At 44.5% G+C, this 15,723-nt stretch carries 14 protein-coding genes; 13 read left to right on the top strand and 1 reads right to left on the bottom strand.

From position 1 onward, the window contains the following. The first annotated feature begins 194 nt into the window (after nt 1–194). The 10 genes from PN462_RS11495 (at nt 195) to PN462_RS11450 (ending at nt 12,573) form a co-directional block, all read left to right on the top strand. Complete coding sequence (locus PN462_RS11495; RefSeq protein WP_272128359.1) at nt 195–3,188, top strand: type III-B CRISPR-associated protein Cas10/Cmr2; 2,994 nt, start codon at nt 195–197, stop codon at nt 3,186–3,188. 136 nt (nt 3,189–3,324) lie between these two features. Continuing rightward, entirely contained in the window at nt 3,325–3,738 is a 414-nt protein-coding gene (locus tag PN462_RS11490; protein ID WP_272128358.1) for a Uma2 family endonuclease, read from the top strand. Further along, on the top strand, nt 3,710–3,889 hold the full coding sequence (locus PN462_RS11485; protein ID WP_272128357.1) for a hypothetical protein: 180 nt from the start codon (nt 3,710–3,712) through the stop codon (nt 3,887–3,889). The genes PN462_RS11490 and PN462_RS11485 overlap by 29 nt, the downstream gene beginning before the upstream one ends. A gap of 4 nt (nt 3,890–3,893) precedes the next feature. After that, nucleotides 3,894–4,982: a type III-B CRISPR module-associated Cmr3 family protein gene (locus tag PN462_RS11480; RefSeq protein ID WP_272128356.1), complete on the top strand. Its 1,089-nt coding sequence runs from the start codon at nt 3,894–3,896 to the stop codon at nt 4,980–4,982. Continuing rightward, nucleotides 4,967–6,604, top strand: coding sequence for a hypothetical protein (locus PN462_RS11475; protein WP_272128355.1), 1,638 nt, complete (start codon nt 4,967–4,969; stop codon nt 6,602–6,604). Before PN462_RS11480 ends, PN462_RS11475 begins: the two co-directional genes overlap by 16 nt. Before the next feature lie 60 nt (nt 6,605–6,664). Continuing rightward, a complete protein-coding gene (gene cmr4 / locus PN462_RS11470) occupies nt 6,665–7,468 on the top strand; it encodes a type III-B CRISPR module RAMP protein Cmr4 (RefSeq protein ID WP_443029147.1) in 804 nt (267 codons plus the stop codon). A 15-nt stretch (nt 7,469–7,483) separates the two neighbouring features. Then, nucleotides 7,484–7,879: a hypothetical protein gene (locus PN462_RS11465; protein ID WP_272128353.1), complete on the top strand. Its 396-nt coding sequence runs from the start codon at nt 7,484–7,486 to the stop codon at nt 7,877–7,879. A gap of 45 nt (nt 7,880–7,924) precedes the next feature. Then, on the top strand, nt 7,925–9,883 hold the full coding sequence (locus PN462_RS11460; protein WP_272128352.1) for an RAMP superfamily CRISPR-associated protein: 1,959 nt from the start codon (nt 7,925–7,927) through the stop codon (nt 9,881–9,883). Nucleotides 9,884–9,931: 48 nt separating this feature from the next. Further along, complete coding sequence (locus PN462_RS11455; protein WP_272128351.1) at nt 9,932–11,635, top strand: AAA family ATPase; 1,704 nt, start codon at nt 9,932–9,934, stop codon at nt 11,633–11,635. 5 nt (nt 11,636–11,640) lie between these two features. Further along, entirely contained in the window at nt 11,641–12,573 is a 933-nt protein-coding gene (locus PN462_RS11450; RefSeq protein WP_272128350.1) for a hypothetical protein, read from the top strand. Nucleotides 12,574–12,610: 37 nt separating this feature from the next. On the opposite strand, the gene PN462_RS11445 is transcribed toward PN462_RS11450, so the two are convergent. Continuing rightward, nucleotides 12,611–13,822 carry a helix-turn-helix transcriptional regulator gene (locus PN462_RS11445; RefSeq protein ID WP_272128349.1) on the bottom strand — a complete coding sequence of 404 codons (1,212 nt, stop codon included), beginning with the start codon at nt 13,820–13,822 and terminating at the stop codon, nt 12,611–12,613. 187 nt (nt 13,823–14,009) lie between these two features. On the opposite strand from PN462_RS11445, the gene csx18 reads away from it, so the two are divergent. From csx18 to cas2, 3 genes are all read left to right on the top strand, one after another. Further along, nucleotides 14,010–14,285 (top strand): CRISPR-associated protein Csx18, encoded by a 276-nt coding sequence (gene csx18, locus PN462_RS11440; RefSeq protein WP_272128348.1) that lies wholly within the window; start codon nt 14,010–14,012, stop codon nt 14,283–14,285. Between the two features lie 199 nt (nt 14,286–14,484). After that, nucleotides 14,485–15,471: a CRISPR-associated endonuclease Cas1 gene (cas1, locus tag PN462_RS11435; protein WP_272128347.1), complete on the top strand. Its 987-nt coding sequence runs from the start codon at nt 14,485–14,487 to the stop codon at nt 15,469–15,471. Then, nucleotides 15,471–15,723, top strand: a 253-nt coding sequence (gene cas2 / locus PN462_RS11430) for a CRISPR-associated endonuclease Cas2 (RefSeq protein ID WP_272128346.1), incomplete at its 3' end; no start/stop codon positions are given. The genes cas1 and cas2, both read left to right, overlap by 1 nt.

Here is a 15,723-nt window from a genome sequence, read left to right as displayed (position 1 = left end):
GCTTCCGGCAAAATAGCGGGTCCTAAGCAGTCACCCATTGAAATGAAGCCCCCCTAGCAACCAAAACTTGTCCTAAACTTCGACAAGCTCAGTGTCAGATTACTGATTACTAATAACTGCCTACTAATAACTGCTGACTATTTACTGCTTATTGCTTACTGTTTACTGTTTACTGACTAAAGGAGCATCGAATTATGTCCAATGTCTATTGGCAAGCGAAAATTTGGGGACTTCTCCATGACCCGGCCTTAAAAGGATTACATAACAACACCGGACGCGGTGATAATAGCTTCTGGCTCGACCTAGAAGCCATGGCAGACTGGAAAGACAATAACTGGAATCCTGAAAGCAAAAGCGGAAAAATCTTTCAGCACCTGAAAAATGCCGATTATATTACCTCTGCCAGCGATCGCGGCGCGATCGCTAACCTCAATACCAGTGTTAATTATAATGACCAAGGCTTAAAAATTAGCCATCTCCTCTCAGGAGAACAACAAGACCTTAAACTCCCAGAAACTCACCATCAAGAAATTCTCAGCAACCGTAAAAACTACCTCCAACAGCAAGAACAAGACCTGCGAAATAGTATCCCCACCGCCATCAGAAACGACCCCAAACGCCTGTTTTGGTGGCTGTGGCGTTGCCTCCCCGAAACCACCTGTCAAAACTTTAATGACCCATCTTTATTACTCCTGCCCGCCGAAACCCGCTTTCCCGACGGATCAATCTGGAGTCATGCCAGCTTAACCGCCGCCCTAGCAGGAGCATTCATCGGCTATAATGCCACCCCAGACCTTCTCGCCAACCCTTGGCCAGCCAATGCGCCTCTCCCCCATGCCTACCTAGCCACCTTCAGCTTCTCCCCCGTCCAACAACTGATCAAAGCCAGTCGGAAAATGCGAGACTTCTGGGCAGGGTCTTGGTTACTCCATTACCTGTCCGCCAAAGTCTGCTGGACTCTTGCCAAACAATACGGGCCCGACTGCTTCCTTTATCCCAGTTTGTTCCAACAACCCTTAATCGACCATTGGCTGAGACAAGAATTTGGAGAATGGGTCAAACAACCTAGCGATCGCAGCTTACTCACTGCTGGCTTCCCCAATGTACTCCTATTAATCCTGCCCAAAGAAAAAGTCGCAGCCGCCATGCAAACCGCCAAAAGCACCTTATTGCAAGAATGGCGACAAGTTGCCCATCTTGTCTTCACCCACTTAAAAGAGAAACGCCACTGGACAAGACAACTACAAGAAACCGATAGAACTTGGACCAGTTGGCTAGAAGCACAATGGCAAATCTACTGGACTGCCGTTCCCATCGGTAAAGAAGGGGAAACCCTCAAAAGTAGTGAAATTTATCAAGACGATACCCCCCAAGCCACACAACAAAAAGCCCAACAAGATCAAGATTGGTGTGAACGGCAAAATGAAGCCTACGGACTGACCGGCAAGCAAGCACTCTTCCTTCAACAAGAACTAGACTTTCTCCGTAAAAGTGGACAACATCGCAAAGAGACTCAACACCGCAACCCCTGTGCCGCCAATGTGGGGTCATGGTGGGCCGCCATCTTCGACCAAAACCGCTATAGCCTAGCAGCAGTCAAAAATGCCCGTAACTGGCAACTTCCCACCGTCTTCGGCCCCCGTTCGACCATTTCTGGGTTAGGGTCTGTCGTCTATCCCGACCACCAGAAAAAACGCAACCAAGCAGGAGAACTCACAGACTGGGTAACAGAAAGAGAGACTCGCAACTATTGGACAAGAAATGCTGGATTATTTGACGGCATTGAAGAATTAAACGCCACCGAAACCGTCAAACGAGGTTTAGAAAAAGTTTTACCCGACTTACTGGGGATAGACAACGAACAAGGTCAAACCAATATAGCCGGGTCTTATCCCGACCTCACTGCCGGAGTAGCGGGTTTTCTCAAAACCGGAACATCCGAACAACTCCAGCATTTTCGTCACGCTTGCCAAGATATTCAGCAGAAAATTATTCAAGATCACCGGAAAATTCCTGACCTCATCAGCCAATCTTGGGGAATTCCTTGGATTGATACTTCAGACAATGAACAGTATTCCCAGTATCATCCTCGTGTCTTAAATGCAGGTTGGCTGGTCGAGGAGTTGGAATTACCAGAGGAGGAAGTTCGCAGCTATCGCAATGAGCTACAACAGCGCATCGATCGCCATTACCCCAATAATAACCCGGCCAATTGGTATGTTTTAGCAGCCGGAGATGGGGATGGCATGGGGGACTGGCTGAAAGGGACGAAAATGAAGCAATATCAAGCCTATTTCCCCGAAACCTTAACTATTCCCGATCCCGTGAAACCAGAGTTTGAGGAATTCAAACAACTGCAAAAACGTATGGGCCCCTCAACCCATAATGCCCTCAGTCGGGCTTTACTCGACTTTTCTAACCAACTTCTACCCTATCTCACCGAACAACGCTATGCGGGGCGGTTAATTTATGGGGGTGGAGATGATGTCCTCGCTTATACCAACCTTTGGGAATGGGACAGTTGGCTGTGGGATGTGCGACAGTGTTTTAAAGGGGATAAAGACCCGCACGGGGAGTTTGATGAGACGGGAGACTATTGGCGACCGAAAACGCCTATTAACGGCTTATCAGACCGTCCTTTGTTCACGATGGGAGAGAAGGCGACTATTAGTTTTGGCCTTGTCATGGCTCATCATAGTGTACCGTTGGCTATTGCTTTAGAAAACCTCTGGGAAGCGGAAGATGACGCAAAAGATCATGTCTGCATCAATGAGAAGGGGGAGGAAGATAAAAAAGATGCGGTCCAAGTCCGGGTTATTTACGGCAACGGCAATATTCTCAAAGCGACCACTAAATTTGAGACGTTTGCCCAATGGCGAGCATTATTAAATTTAGAGTTAGAACCCGCATTATTTGAAAGTGCGGCGCAATTATGGGAACAACATCCTGTTCCGCACAAGGCAGCTATTTCCCCTTGGGTCCAGGCGTTTGTGTCTCGTCGAGAGGTGTTGAAGGATGATGAGAAACAAGAGCGTTTTACTCAGCAATTAACGGCCTTTTTAGAGAAAATTTGGGAGAAAACATTAGAGAAACAATTAGAGCAAGAGGTGAAAAACTGGTTCAAATTAGCGGCTTTTGTCCTCCGAAATTCCCAGGTGGGTTCAAAAGAACTTAGTCCTTTTGGATGAGCAAAAGCAAGTTTGGGCACCAGCATTGCGCCCCTACGATACCCTAAAAAATCCTCAATTTCTGTAGGAGCATATTGCATACGCCCTAGGCATAACCCAGATCAATTCTTATCAATTTTTTTCTGTTTTTTTAAATATGAACACTCTGCCATTACTTACTAAAAAAATTACCGTTGAACATTATCATAAAATGGACGAAATTGGCATTTTTGAACCAGAAGAAAGGGTAGAATTAATTGAGGGAGAAATCCTCGAAATGTCGCCGATTGGCTTACAACACGCTGTCACGATTAATCGTTTGAGTAATTTCTTCCCTCAACAATTGCGCGATCGCGCAATTATGACAGTCCAAACCCCCATCCGACTCAATAATTATTCTGAACCCCAACCCGATCTCACCTTACTCCAACCCCGTGAAGATTTTTATGCCCATAAATTCCCCACCCCTGAAGATGTTTTACTGTTAATTGAAGTGGCTGATTCAAGCCTGATCCCCGATCAAGAGATTAAAAAGCCCTTGTATGCTGAAAATAAGATTCCAGACTATTGAGCTAGTTAATCTCACTCGCCAACTTTTAGAAGTTTATCGAGAACCAGAAAATCGCACCTATCAACAACAGCAAATTATTACGGAAAATCAAAGGATTGCTCCCCTTGCCTTTCCTGAATTAACAGTTCATTTTTCTACTATTTTTGGCTAAAACTATGTATTGGTACACTTTAACCCCCTTAGATATTCTCTTATTCCGCGATGCCAAACCCTTTACCCCTGGGGAAAGAGCTTGGGCAGGGAGTGTTTTCCCCCCCAATGGACACACTTTAGCCGGGGCATTGCGAAGTGTTTTAGCAACAGACCAATTAACTTTAACTGGCCCGTTTTTATCCCGTGACAAAACCTTATATTTGCCTCGACCTCTCAACTATGTGGGGGAACGGCGTTTAACTCCGGTGTCTTGGTTAGAGAACCATCCTGCTCACATGATGCAGTGGGATCGATCGCAACCTGCTCCTTTAGTAACACAGCAACGGGAGACGGAGGAGAGTTACTCGAATCATAAAAAGCTCAAGTATCGCCAATATTTACCCACAGAGGTCATTAAAAAAATACTACATAATGAATTAGCAGAGACCGATTGGCGGTGTTCCGAGTCTGAATCCCCCCAACCTTGGGAAGTTGAGTCTCGACCCCACAATAATATTGCCGAAGGGACAAGACAAGTTAAAGATGCGGATGGATATTTTGTGGAGAATGCCATTCGTCTGCATAAAGGATGGAGTTTGGCGGTGGGGTTAGACCAACCACTCCCGGATGTTCCCACGACATTACAACTAGGAGGGGAAGGCCATCGGGTTTTGGTGGAACAGTGCGATGGTTTGGGGGAAGACTGGATGGCAATTCAGCAGCGTTCTCAGGAGAATTTTGAGCAAGGGGGGAAAATGATCGCTTATTTGGTCACTCCTGGGGTGTTTGAATATCCCCAAAAAGTGTCGCGGGGGAAACTCCAAGCGATGTGTCGGGGGTGGCCATGGGAATGGAATCTTGCTCATACGGTGAACAAGAATCAAACACCGGGGCCATTGGTGAGTGTGGCGACAGATCGTCCTGTTCCCATCAGTTGCCGTATTCGGGATAAGGAAGACTCTCAAAAAAGTATTCCGGCCCCGCAAGTTTTCGCAGCCCCACCGGGGAGTTGTTACTATCTCGAACACCCGCAACCCTTGTTCCGAGAAACCCCGAAAACCCAACGGTGGCAAAATTTAGGCTATTCGCAATTTTTGTGGATAACTTATTAAAACGAATTGGTTTAACCCTGTTATTGCTTGAACCCAGTCCTATGAACCCGTCTAAACTTACCCAAGTCGATCGCGTTGATACGTTAATTATTACAGTTGGCACAAGACAAGTCGGTTGGCTTTGTCAAGATGGGATAGTCCGTTGCTTTGGGGCCGATAGCGATCGCGGACATCCCCCCCATATCAACGAACTATACCGAGAACTGCAAATCGAACGCAAGTATCACGAGGAAAACAAACCCGCTTATTTTTGGAGTGTCCGCCATTTAGGACAACGCTATTGGGACTATTGTACAGAGTGGCTAGGCGGGGATTTTACTGCGGTGCGCTTACTCCTCGATGACCCTATCATTGCAGAATCCGTCCCCAAGGGATTAAAGCATATTATCCTCTGGGCAACTAATCAGCCCGAAAGTACCCCCTGGAACTACCGTCGCGCTGATACACTCTGGTTGGCGGAACTGATGAAGGGGAAAATTGAGCAAACTTGGCCTGGGGTGCAAGTGGATGTGGTTGCCCCTATCGTTGCAGCCAATAAACGGGAATTGATCCGCCAAGAATTGGAGGGGTTTATCTTTCCCCTTGCGGTGGAAGCATTACCTAGTCGGGAAGACCCTCCGGTCTTTCTGGTGGAAAATAAAGGGGCTGTTCCGGCGATCGCAGAAAGTTTGGAAATTTGTGCGGCGGCTTTAGTGCGACAAGTCCAAGTTCTGAATGCCAACCCCATCGAACCTCAAACCCTCTATGTCGAGGGGGCTAACGGGAAGCGTTCTGCCCAAACTGCCAGCCAATACGAACTCTTTGCCGTCAGTGAATATTTTTGGCCTGTGGAACGGCAACAAATCATCACCATTTGGGAAAAGGGAGATTTTCGCACCTGTCAAATTTTACTACAAGCCCATCAACTCCGCCATCGGGTTCTTTATCAATTGGCGGGTTATTTAGCCAATGTCACCAACTGGGAAATTGAACCGTTTTTAAATAATCGTAACTTTGAAACGGGGTGGCTGAGAAGTAGGAATTTGGAAGATTTAGCAGGTGGGGCAAGGGTGCAGCAATGGCGAAACCAGTTATTAGAAACCCGTCAAGATGCTGTACAAGCCACCTTAGAAACCTTTTTTCTCATTGAATTACAACTCACTCAAAATAACTACACAACTGCCTTTATGCAGTTAGCACAAACCCTAGAACGGTTACTTTATTTACGCCATCAACAAGAGAATTGGATTGAACTAGGTTTAATTTCAATTCCAGATTATTGGGATATGAATCGCCGTCCTTATGATCCCACCATTAAAGAACTCATTGAGGCTTGGCAAAGGCGAGATAATTTATCCCGAAATAATCCCTATGTTAAATTATTGAATGAGATTCGGCTCAGTCGTAATGATATTGTCCATCAAGCAAAACCGATTACAAGAAATGATTTAGAACGACTATGGGAACAACAGAATTTACTGTCAGAAAACTTACAAGAAACTCAGCAAATTGTACTACTTTGGCGAGAGGTTATCCAAAAAATTGCCAGTCCCCATTGGCAGATTCCTGAAACCTCTTTGCTCAAATCGCTGTCTGATTGGGGAATACAAACGTTAAAAGAAGAATCAGCCCATGTGCTGTAATGATTGTCTTGTCCAAATTCTGCAAAAATTATTCAATTGTAGGTCAAAAAGTCTATGAATATGCACACCGTCTATTTGTATTTACTGTCTCCGTTACATACCGGAGGAACAACCCAAGAGGGAAATTTAGTGGGGATTGCCCGTGAATCGCATACTAATTTTCCTTATATTCCATCGAGTACCTTACGGGGGAAAATTCGGTCGAGTGAAACCGATCAGGTAAAGCGCGATCGCTTGTTTGGAAATGAACTAAAAGAGGGAAAAACTTCCGATGGCAGTGAGAATTTAACCCAAGGTAAAATTTGGATTGGCGATGGGTCAATTCTCTGGTTGCCGATTCCCTCACTCAGTCATGGAGTCGTGTGGATTAGTTCCCCCTTACTCCTCACTCGTTGGGCAAAGTGGAATAATCCAGAAATGACCATTCCCGACGCATATAGTTGTAATTTCAAACAGGAAAATTCTAATGTTTACCTCAAAGATGCCTTATTAAAGGCTTCAGAGTTAAAAGACTTTTCTAACTGGAAAGAATTTGTCCCCCAAAGTCCAGAAGCGAAAGGCATTGAACGAGTGATGATTTTACCTGATCGCCATTGTGCCACGTTAATACAAATGGGACTATGGCGACAAGTGAAAATTAAACTCGATGAACATAAAACCGTGGAGGGAGGATTTCGCTATGAGGAGGCCATTCCCCCGGATACTTTAATGTATTTCCCTTGGGGAACAACTGCCCAGAGTAATGGCACAAGTGCTGATGCAGAACGAGATTTTAAACAATTACTCCAGCAGAGTGACATTATTCAAATTGGGGGACAAGAAAGCCTCGGACGGGGTTTTATTCAACAATGGTTTAAAAATTAAAAAGGGGAAAGTATCATGACAACATTTGATCCGCGCACTATCAGTAAACCCGTGTATGAGGCATTAGCGGGCTTGCGATCGCAATCCTCCCAAGATGAAGCGCGACTGAAAGAACAGAAAAATCAAGCCGTTGAACTTTATACCTATCTGGCCACTTGGGGAATGATGCGTCTTAAAGCTGAAGAACGCGCCTTAACGCAGGAAGGAAAGCAACAAGTCGTTAAAAAGTTCTTTGAATGCTTAGAAAGCCTGTCGGGGTTGAAAAATCTAGCGGGCGATCGCGGCTTAGACACCATCAAAGACCTAAGTTCCGATGATTACCTCGGCCTCACCGGACTAGGACTAGAACTCGCCAACGACTTCAGTTTCTGGGCCAATGCCGTTTATCACGACATTACCGGAGAAGAATGAACCGAGTCCTTAATTATCCCATCATTGCAACAGGAGAAACCCCCTATGGTCTATGAACGCCCCAAACGTCCCAATAAACCCTCCAAAGCGACCAAAAAACCCCCAACCCCCCCAACCAAGAAAGTCATCTCTAAAGGCGGAAAAAACGCACCGAGAAACAAGAGTGGCGGCAGACAAGGCGGAAACGGGGGAAACAATAACACTCCCCCCTCCCCTTGGCTTGACCCCGACAACGAACCCAGTCCCCACGAAACCGCTAGTTTCGTTGAATATTTGCGCTGGATGCGTGAACCAGACCGAGACAACTACAAAGACGGGACAAAAGTAGAAATCCTACAACAGGCCACCGAAAACGCCAACTATCGCCAACGTCTCGCCACCCTCAGTAAACGAACCGAACGCATTGCCGGAAAAAATAATACCTTTCAAGTCAAATGCCCTTGGCGGATTCGCGTTGGGGGACATCGGGGGCCCGAAAGTATTTTACTCCCGGCCTTTGATGCTTTGGGGATGCCCTATATCCCCTCTAGTACCCTACGGGGTGTGGCGAGAACTCAGGCCATCCGAGAGTTAATGGCAAAAAATCCCCAGTTGAACTGGAAACAAGCTCAAGACCATCCCAACATTGCCAAATATTTTGGCTCTCTCGAAGCAGGGGATGCGGATAAAGCGGGAAAAATTGTTTTTCTGGATGCTTACCCCATCCCCAGTCAAACGGGAGGGTTAACGATGGATATTGCCAATAATATTTGGTCTTGGGAGGGGAATGACCTGAATTATTCTCCCAATCCCAATCCCTTTTTATCCTTGAAAGAAACCACATTTTTAATCGGGTTACGGTTAACGAGTCGCTGTGAGGATGCAGCCCTTTTAGAACCCGTGAAAACTTGGCTAATTCAAGGATTACAGTCTGGGATTGGGTCTCAAGTCAACACAGGCTATGGCGACTTATTGAAAGCCGGAGTGGGGCAACCGACAGATGAGTTTTTCCGGGTTGATTTTAGCTTAGAAGGGCAGTTAATTCACGGATATCAACGCTTTACCCAATGGCGATGGAATGACCGTCGCCACGAATGGCAAATGCGCGGACAAGCCCAAGCGGAAGTCCGTCCCACGGCGTTTAAATCCATGTTGCGTTATTGGTTTCGTGCCTTTGCTTTGGGAGTGTTAACCCCACAACAAGTATCCACTTGGGAAGCACAACTCTTTGGGGGCATTAATCCTAAAAAGTACGGTTATTTGAAAGTTAGTTTGCTCAATGGTCGTATTGCTCAAAAAGAACCCCGTCCTAATTATAAAGGGCAAAATGATCCTTGTGGGGAGCAGCAGGGAACGTTGGTTTTATCTTTCTCTCCAGAAACGCCCAATGACCAAGAGACCCAGTTAAAAACATTGTTGAAAAATTTAACTTGGTTATTGTTTAATTTGGGGGGAATTGGACAAGGGGCGAGACGACCTTGTTATTCTCGACAAAACCGCGATCGCGCCCCTTGGTATCGGGGTTCAACCTTCTATATTGAGCTAGAAGAAGCCGATCCTTTCTGGGAGGCCCCCGAACAAATTTCCGCCTTTAAAAAGACCTTTCAGCAGCGTCTCAAGGCATTTTATCAAGCATTAGGTCAACTCACCTCTCAAAACCTCGACTATAACCACCGTACCAATAATTTCCCAGTCCATCAGGATACTTGGACAGATGCCGTAGATCGGAACTGTGAAATCATTATTTGTAATGGCAGGGAGAGAAATGATAAACCCTATGCGTTAAACATCCTTCACAGTCCCCAGTTTAAAATTAAAAGAGGGTCAAGGGAAGACTATGATGGCAACTTGTGTGGGAAAGTCGTGAAGGGTGTACAACCCTCTCCTGTGTGGATTGCGGATTTAGGCGATTATCAAGTTGTCACCGTTTTTGGAGCAACTCAGAATCCCCGTCGGCAATATGTAGAGGAATTAAGCAACCAAACGTCAGCTAAAAATTATGCTACAGTATTTCCTCTACCCTAGTTCGTAGGTGCGCTTTAGCGCACCTATTTCACCTCATCTAATTCTAGTATGACTAAACTCCATTCCTATCAACTCACCAACTTTAAAGCCTTTGCTGGCCCGGAAACTATTCCCATTCGTCCTATCACCCTAATTTACGGTGCAAATTCATCAGGAAAAAGTTCCATTATTCAATCCCTTCTACTGCTCAAACAAACCTTAGAGCAAGCAGGAGATGGGAACACACTCTTACTTCCTCAAGGAAACCTTGTAGATTTAGGGAATTATCGAGAATTTATTCATCGTCACGAAACAGAGCGATTTTTTTCTTTTAAAACTACCTTCAAGATTGGGGAATTTGATTCTGATCCACCTTTACCCGATAGTATCCAAGCGTTATTAGGTGAGATTTTAACGGATCACCCCTTCATTGGTTTAGAAGTCACTTATTGTTATCGGGACTCTCAAATTTGCCTTGAATCTATAAACTGTTTTGCTAGTAATATGAAAGAACCTTTTGTGACTTATCAACCTAGTGAGGAGCAAGATTATTTAATAATCCGTGAACTTAATCCTAATCACATTATTTGGCAAAATTGGTGGGAACACTCTAAAGTAGATATCAGAAAATCAGTAACCAATGTTGTAAAAACAGCATTAAAAAGTTTTGGAATAAAAAGACCACCATCAGCAAAAAATAAACAAATTCAAGCTCTTGAGGAGTTAAAAACTGAACAAATTCAAGCTCTTGAAGAGTTAAAAGCTGAAAATGATAACGAACTTGGAGTAACTCAATTAAAACAAAGAAAAATAGATGAAGAGAAAATTGAACTAAAAATAGATCGAATAATTTCACTTCTAAGCATTCTCAATAAAACGTTAATATTAGAAGTAGCTTTAGAAGATTATATTCAAGTTATGAATTATTCAAAATATCTTGATTTTAATGATTTTTTACCGAATTTTTATGGGGATTTAATCCAAAAAGAAATGGATGAACAATTAGAATATTTAGCTAAAATTTATCAAGAACATTCTAATATATTAGTCGATTTTATTGATTTTTTAAATCCTCTATTTCTTACATTTATCAAAGAAACTTGCTATATTGGACCGATCAGAGATTATCCAGAACGTTTTTATATTGCAACAAATCAGTCTGACTCACAAGTAGGTAAATCTGGTAAAATGATGACAAATTTACTGTTTAAAAACCCGGAGTTATTGGATCAAGTTAATCAAAAATTCAAGGATTTTGAAATTCATTATCAATTACAACCTGTTTCATTCACTCCTAGTGAAGAAGGTTTAAAAAGTGATGTTTACACTATTCGCTTAGTGGATAAAAATAATGTTAATGTTAGTTTATTAGATGTTGGTTTCGGTATCAGTCAAGTTTTACCCGTTATCACACAAAGTGTATTATCGGAAGGAAAAACCATTTTAATGGAACAACCAGAATTACACTTACACCCTAAACTGCAAACAGAATTAGGAGATTTATTCATAGAATCTGCACAGAAAAATACCTTAATCATTGAAACGCATAGCGAACATTTAATGTTGCGAATTATGAGACGAATGCGCGAAACATTTCAAGAGGAATTACCCTCTCATGCCCCCCCAATAAAACCAGAAAATATATCAGTTTTATTTGTTGAACCTATTGGAGATACTGCGGTTGTTCGACATATAGACTTGAATGCAAGAGGAGAATTTATAAAATCATGGCCGGGTGGTTTTTTTGAAGAAGAATTAGAGGAGTTATTTTAAAAATAATGCTTTTGAATGAATATAGTTTAACCCCAGATGTATTCAATTTTAATTCTTATGGTAACAGCACTACTGATGAAGATTGTCGTAAAGATATTTGTGAAATTCATTTAAAACAGCTTTTATCAATATTACAAGAAGAAGCGTTACTACGTAATTTACATGGTGGCAAATGGTATGAATTTATTAATCGGCTTCAGTATAAGCACCCCATTACAACTAAAAAGTTTTTAAAAGCGTTAAAAAAGCAACGAAGATTAGTCACCACAGAAAAAGTCAATTTAAAAAAACCTAGTGATGATTTTGAATGGTGTCAAGAAGCACTTTCTTCCCATAAGCAAGCACCGCTAACTGGAATAATCACACCAAAAGCTACAAAACAAAGGTTTGAAAACAATCAAATAGTTGCTTCTATAGAAAAACTTAATGAAACTAATTGGTGGCTAGATAGAAGTCCATCAGTAAGATTATCTCGAACAGTACAAGACTATGTAAACAATTTAAAGCTAATTTTCCAACATTCTAATTCTTTAATGTTTATTGATCCTTACTTAAATCCCGACTCTAAAAGTCATAATAAATTTCATGAAATTTTTATAAAAATACCCCTTACTAACTCCTTGCAAAGCATAGAATTTCATGTTAGTTTGGACCGTTACTCAAGTGAAGAATATAGAGTCAGTTTTAATCATTTAAAACAGCAAATTAAAAATCTAAAGATTCCAATTACTGTTTTTATGTGGGAGCAGTTTCATGATCGCTATCTCATAACTGATTTAGTTGGAATTAGTTTACCTCATGGTTTTGGATTCAGTTACTCTCCCAAGCCAAAAACTACTTGGACTCGATTAGGAAAAAAACATAAAGATGAAGTACAAGGTGAATTTGATCCTAGTACAAAACAGCATAGATTAATAGATACTTTTTCACTTCCTTAATATGATTAAATACTAAATTATGGAATTTTACTATATTTTAGTCCAATTTTACTGATCCTTGATACCGCCCCAACAACCGCAACGCCATCCCATAATGACGCTCCACTAACGCTGGAGGACTCATTACCTGCGCTTTATCCCCATAGCGTTGGACCCAAATACTAAACTCATCCAAGGACCGAGGTGGTAACACTAAAGAATAATCTATATACTCCGGTTTTTCTGTGGTGGGGTCTTTCTTTCCCCGTCGTAACTTTTGTTTCGGGTGTCGTAATTGGCCCTCCTCGATAAAGGTACTCACTGGGGGGAAAAAGCGCACTCGGACGCTGACTCCTTCCCCCTTTCCTGCTAACTCCTGTTCCTGTTCCTCCCGTGTCCCCAACTTCAACCCCCACCCTGTCTCTAGTAATTCATGGGCCTGTTGTAAACGCTCCCATTGAGCCTCAATGCCTCGACCATTGGGGGTAAGTACCTTTAAATAGTCTTTATAACGGTTCATGCGGCCAATGACTAATTGATGGTTGGCGCAGCGTTCATAGAGGAGATACCAGGCGATATCTCGATAAATCAGTTGTAAGGGCCAAACTTGATCAATGCCTAATTGACTGTCTCCATAGGGGTTCACTGTACGGGAAATTTCAATGGGTTGCCCAGTGACGATCGCCTCCTCTAAAGGGGCAATATGATGAAATAGGGTGGGTTGATAGTCCTGTTTCTCTAACATCTCCTCTGGGTCGGTATAATCGATCGCGCGATCGCAGTTTTGTCGGACCGGATAGGGAGAAGTGGCCTTGGTTTGGTGGGGGAAAGCAAACCCCCGCACCCGTTGCAGGAGGCTTTGATACATTTGGCGAATTTGCGGATCCCCTTGGTATTTAGCTTGAGATTCTAGGGCATTTAAAGCCGCTTGCAATTCTCTGGGACTCATGATCCCTGTGCCGAGATAATAGCCCCAGCGATACATCCTGCGGTCTAATATGCCGTACTCTCGCAGGCGTTTGAGGTCTTTTTGGAGGGTTGGGGGGGCGGGATAGTTGGGGGGGAGGGGGTGGCCTTGCTCTTGGGCGAGGGTTTGCAGGTGCTGTTGTAGGTCTTCTAGGGCGTTGTGGTGTTGCTTGGGGTTATCTCGCCAGGCGCGGCGTTGGGGACAACCGACTCCGGGGTGATGGATGAGAGTGGCGATGAGGAGCATTAACCGTTGGAAGGCGGTTGGGTCGGCATAGGGGTGAGGACTGGGTTTACGGGGCATGGGGGCTGTTTTGGGAGGGAAAAAAAGAGAATATTTTTGTTAGGGAAGATGAGGTTTGGGGTTTAGCCTAGCATGGGGGTTTGATGGGGGCAAGGGAGGGAGGGGTGAGGATGGGCTATTAGTGGATTTTAGGGGTGGGGGGAGAGTAGGGTGAAGATAAAAGATTGAGTTTCAGGAATTAAGCGTTATGTATATATCGACTCGGGCCGCACTGGTTCGCAGTGGGGTGGTTGCAGGGGTGAATTGTGCGATTACCCTGACTTTACTGTTGATTGCGCCGTTAGGGTTAGCGGCGGTAATTACCAATACGTTGTTTATTACGGCCTCGACCTTTGGGGTTTGTGTGGTTGGCGATTGGGTGGTGGCTTGGTTGGGGGGTGGTGTGCCGCCGTCTGAGTTACCCAGGGGGGTTGATACGGGGGTGATGCAGGAGCGTCAACGGGATGATATTCGGCGGTTTTAGGGAGTCCTGGTTGGTTGTCTCGGAAAAGCCCGGTTTCTCTTGTGAGTGGGGGGTGATGTCTCTAGATGGAGAAAGAAACTGGGTTTTTGACTCCCTTTTGTTTGTCCGAAAAACCCGGTTTCTCTTGTGAGTGGGGGATGATGTCTCTAGATGGAGAAAGAAACCGGGTTTTTTACTTACCTATTATGAATTATCCAAAATGCGTTCTCTTTATGTCTCTCAACAAGGTTGTTATGTGGCTCTGGAGCAGGAGCAGTTAGTGGTGAAGGCTCAGGGGGAAGTTCTCTCTCAGGTTCAATTGCCTTTACTAGAGCAGGTTTTGATTTTTGGGAAGTCTCAGATGACGACTCAGGCCATTCGGGCTTGTTTATGGCGGGATATTCCCGTTGTTTATTTATCACGGATGGGGTATTGCTATGGGCGCATTGTGGCCATTGAACGGGGGTATCGGGTTTTGGCTCGGTATCAGCAGGAGTTGGGGGTGGGGGAACGGTTGGGGGTGGCTCAAAGTATTGTTTTGGGGAAGTTACAGAATAGTCGGACGCTTTTGTTACGGCAAAAACGTCGCTATCCGTCGGAGTCTCTGAGTTTGGCGATTCAGAGTTTGGATTATTTACAAACTCAGGTGAAACACGCGGATTCTAGTGAACGGTTGTTGGGGTTTGAGGGGACTGGGGCGAAGACCTATTTTGCGGCGTTGGGGGATTGTTTACGGAATGGGGATTTTGTGTTTACGTCTCGCTCGCGGCGGCCTCCGGGGAATCCGGTGAATGCCATTCTTAGTTTTGGGTATCAGGTGTTGTGGAATCATTTGTTGGCGTTGATTGAGGTGCAGGGGTTAGACCCCTATCAGGCGTGTTTACATTCGGGGAGTCAGCGTCATGCGGCGTTGGCGAGTGATTTGATTGAGGAGTTTCGTGCGCCGTTGGTGGATTCGTTGATGTTGCGCTTGATTAATAAACGGGTCATGCAGTTGGGGGATTTTGAGTATCGGGATGGGGGGTGTTTTTTGAGTGAGAGGGGACGGAAAAAGTATTTACAGGGGTTTGTGCGGCGGATGGAGGAGGAAATTCAGGTCGAGGATGGGGTGCAGCCTCGATGGGATATTCTTATGCAGCAGGTGAAGCGGTTTAAGCGGTTTGTGTACAGTCCTAGTGAGGGATATTCTCCCTATGTAACGCGCTGATGTTGTTGTATGTGATTACTTATGATATTCCGTCGGATCGGCGGCGGAAGAAGATTGCGGATTTGTTGGAGGGGTATGGGCAACGGGTTCAATATTCGGTGTTTGAATGTGTGTTGGATGAGAGGAAGTTTGAGGAGTTGCGGGAACGGTTGCGGCATCGTTATGAGGAGGGGGAGGATAGTATTCGTTTTTATCCGTTGTCGCGTCATACGTTGGGACGGGTGGAGGTGTGGGGTGAGCCTCCGGTGACTG

This window comes from Spirulina sp. CS-785/01, assembly GCF_028330525.1.
In the GTDB taxonomy this organism is placed as follows: Bacteria; Cyanobacteriota; Cyanobacteriia; order Cyanobacteriales; family Spirulinaceae; genus JAQMSD01.
The sequence above is the reverse complement of the archived record's forward strand: the minus strand, read 5'-3'. Positions and strand labels throughout refer to the sequence as shown.

Coding starts and splice junctions, on each gene's coding strand:
- PN462_RS11495 (WP_272128359.1), top strand. CDS start 195: ATGTCCAATGTCTATTGGCAAGCGAAAATTTGGGGACTTCTCCATGAC.
- PN462_RS11490 (WP_272128358.1), top strand. CDS start 3,325: ATGAACACTCTGCCATTACTTACTAAAAAAATTACCGTTGAACATTAT.
- PN462_RS11485 (WP_272128357.1), top strand. CDS start 3,710: ATGCTGAAAATAAGATTCCAGACTATTGAGCTAGTTAATCTCACTCGC.
- PN462_RS11480 (WP_272128356.1), top strand. CDS start 3,894: ATGTATTGGTACACTTTAACCCCCTTAGATATTCTCTTATTCCGCGAT.
- cmr4 (WP_443029147.1), top strand. CDS start 6,665: ATGCACACCGTCTATTTGTATTTACTGTCTCCGTTACATACCGGAGGA.
- PN462_RS11465 (WP_272128353.1), top strand. CDS start 7,484: ATGACAACATTTGATCCGCGCACTATCAGTAAACCCGTGTATGAGGCA.
- PN462_RS11460 (WP_272128352.1), top strand. CDS start 7,925: ATGGTCTATGAACGCCCCAAACGTCCCAATAAACCCTCCAAAGCGACC.
- PN462_RS11455 (WP_272128351.1), top strand. CDS start 9,932: ATGACTAAACTCCATTCCTATCAACTCACCAACTTTAAAGCCTTTGCT.
- PN462_RS11450 (WP_272128350.1), top strand. CDS start 11,641: ATGCTTTTGAATGAATATAGTTTAACCCCAGATGTATTCAATTTTAAT.
- PN462_RS11445 (WP_272128349.1), bottom strand. CDS start 13,822: ATGCCCCGTAAACCCAGTCCTCACCCCTATGCCGACCCAACCGCCTTC.
- csx18 (WP_272128348.1), top strand. CDS start 14,010: ATGTATATATCGACTCGGGCCGCACTGGTTCGCAGTGGGGTGGTTGCA.
- cas1 (WP_272128347.1), top strand. CDS start 14,485: ATGCGTTCTCTTTATGTCTCTCAACAAGGTTGTTATGTGGCTCTGGAG.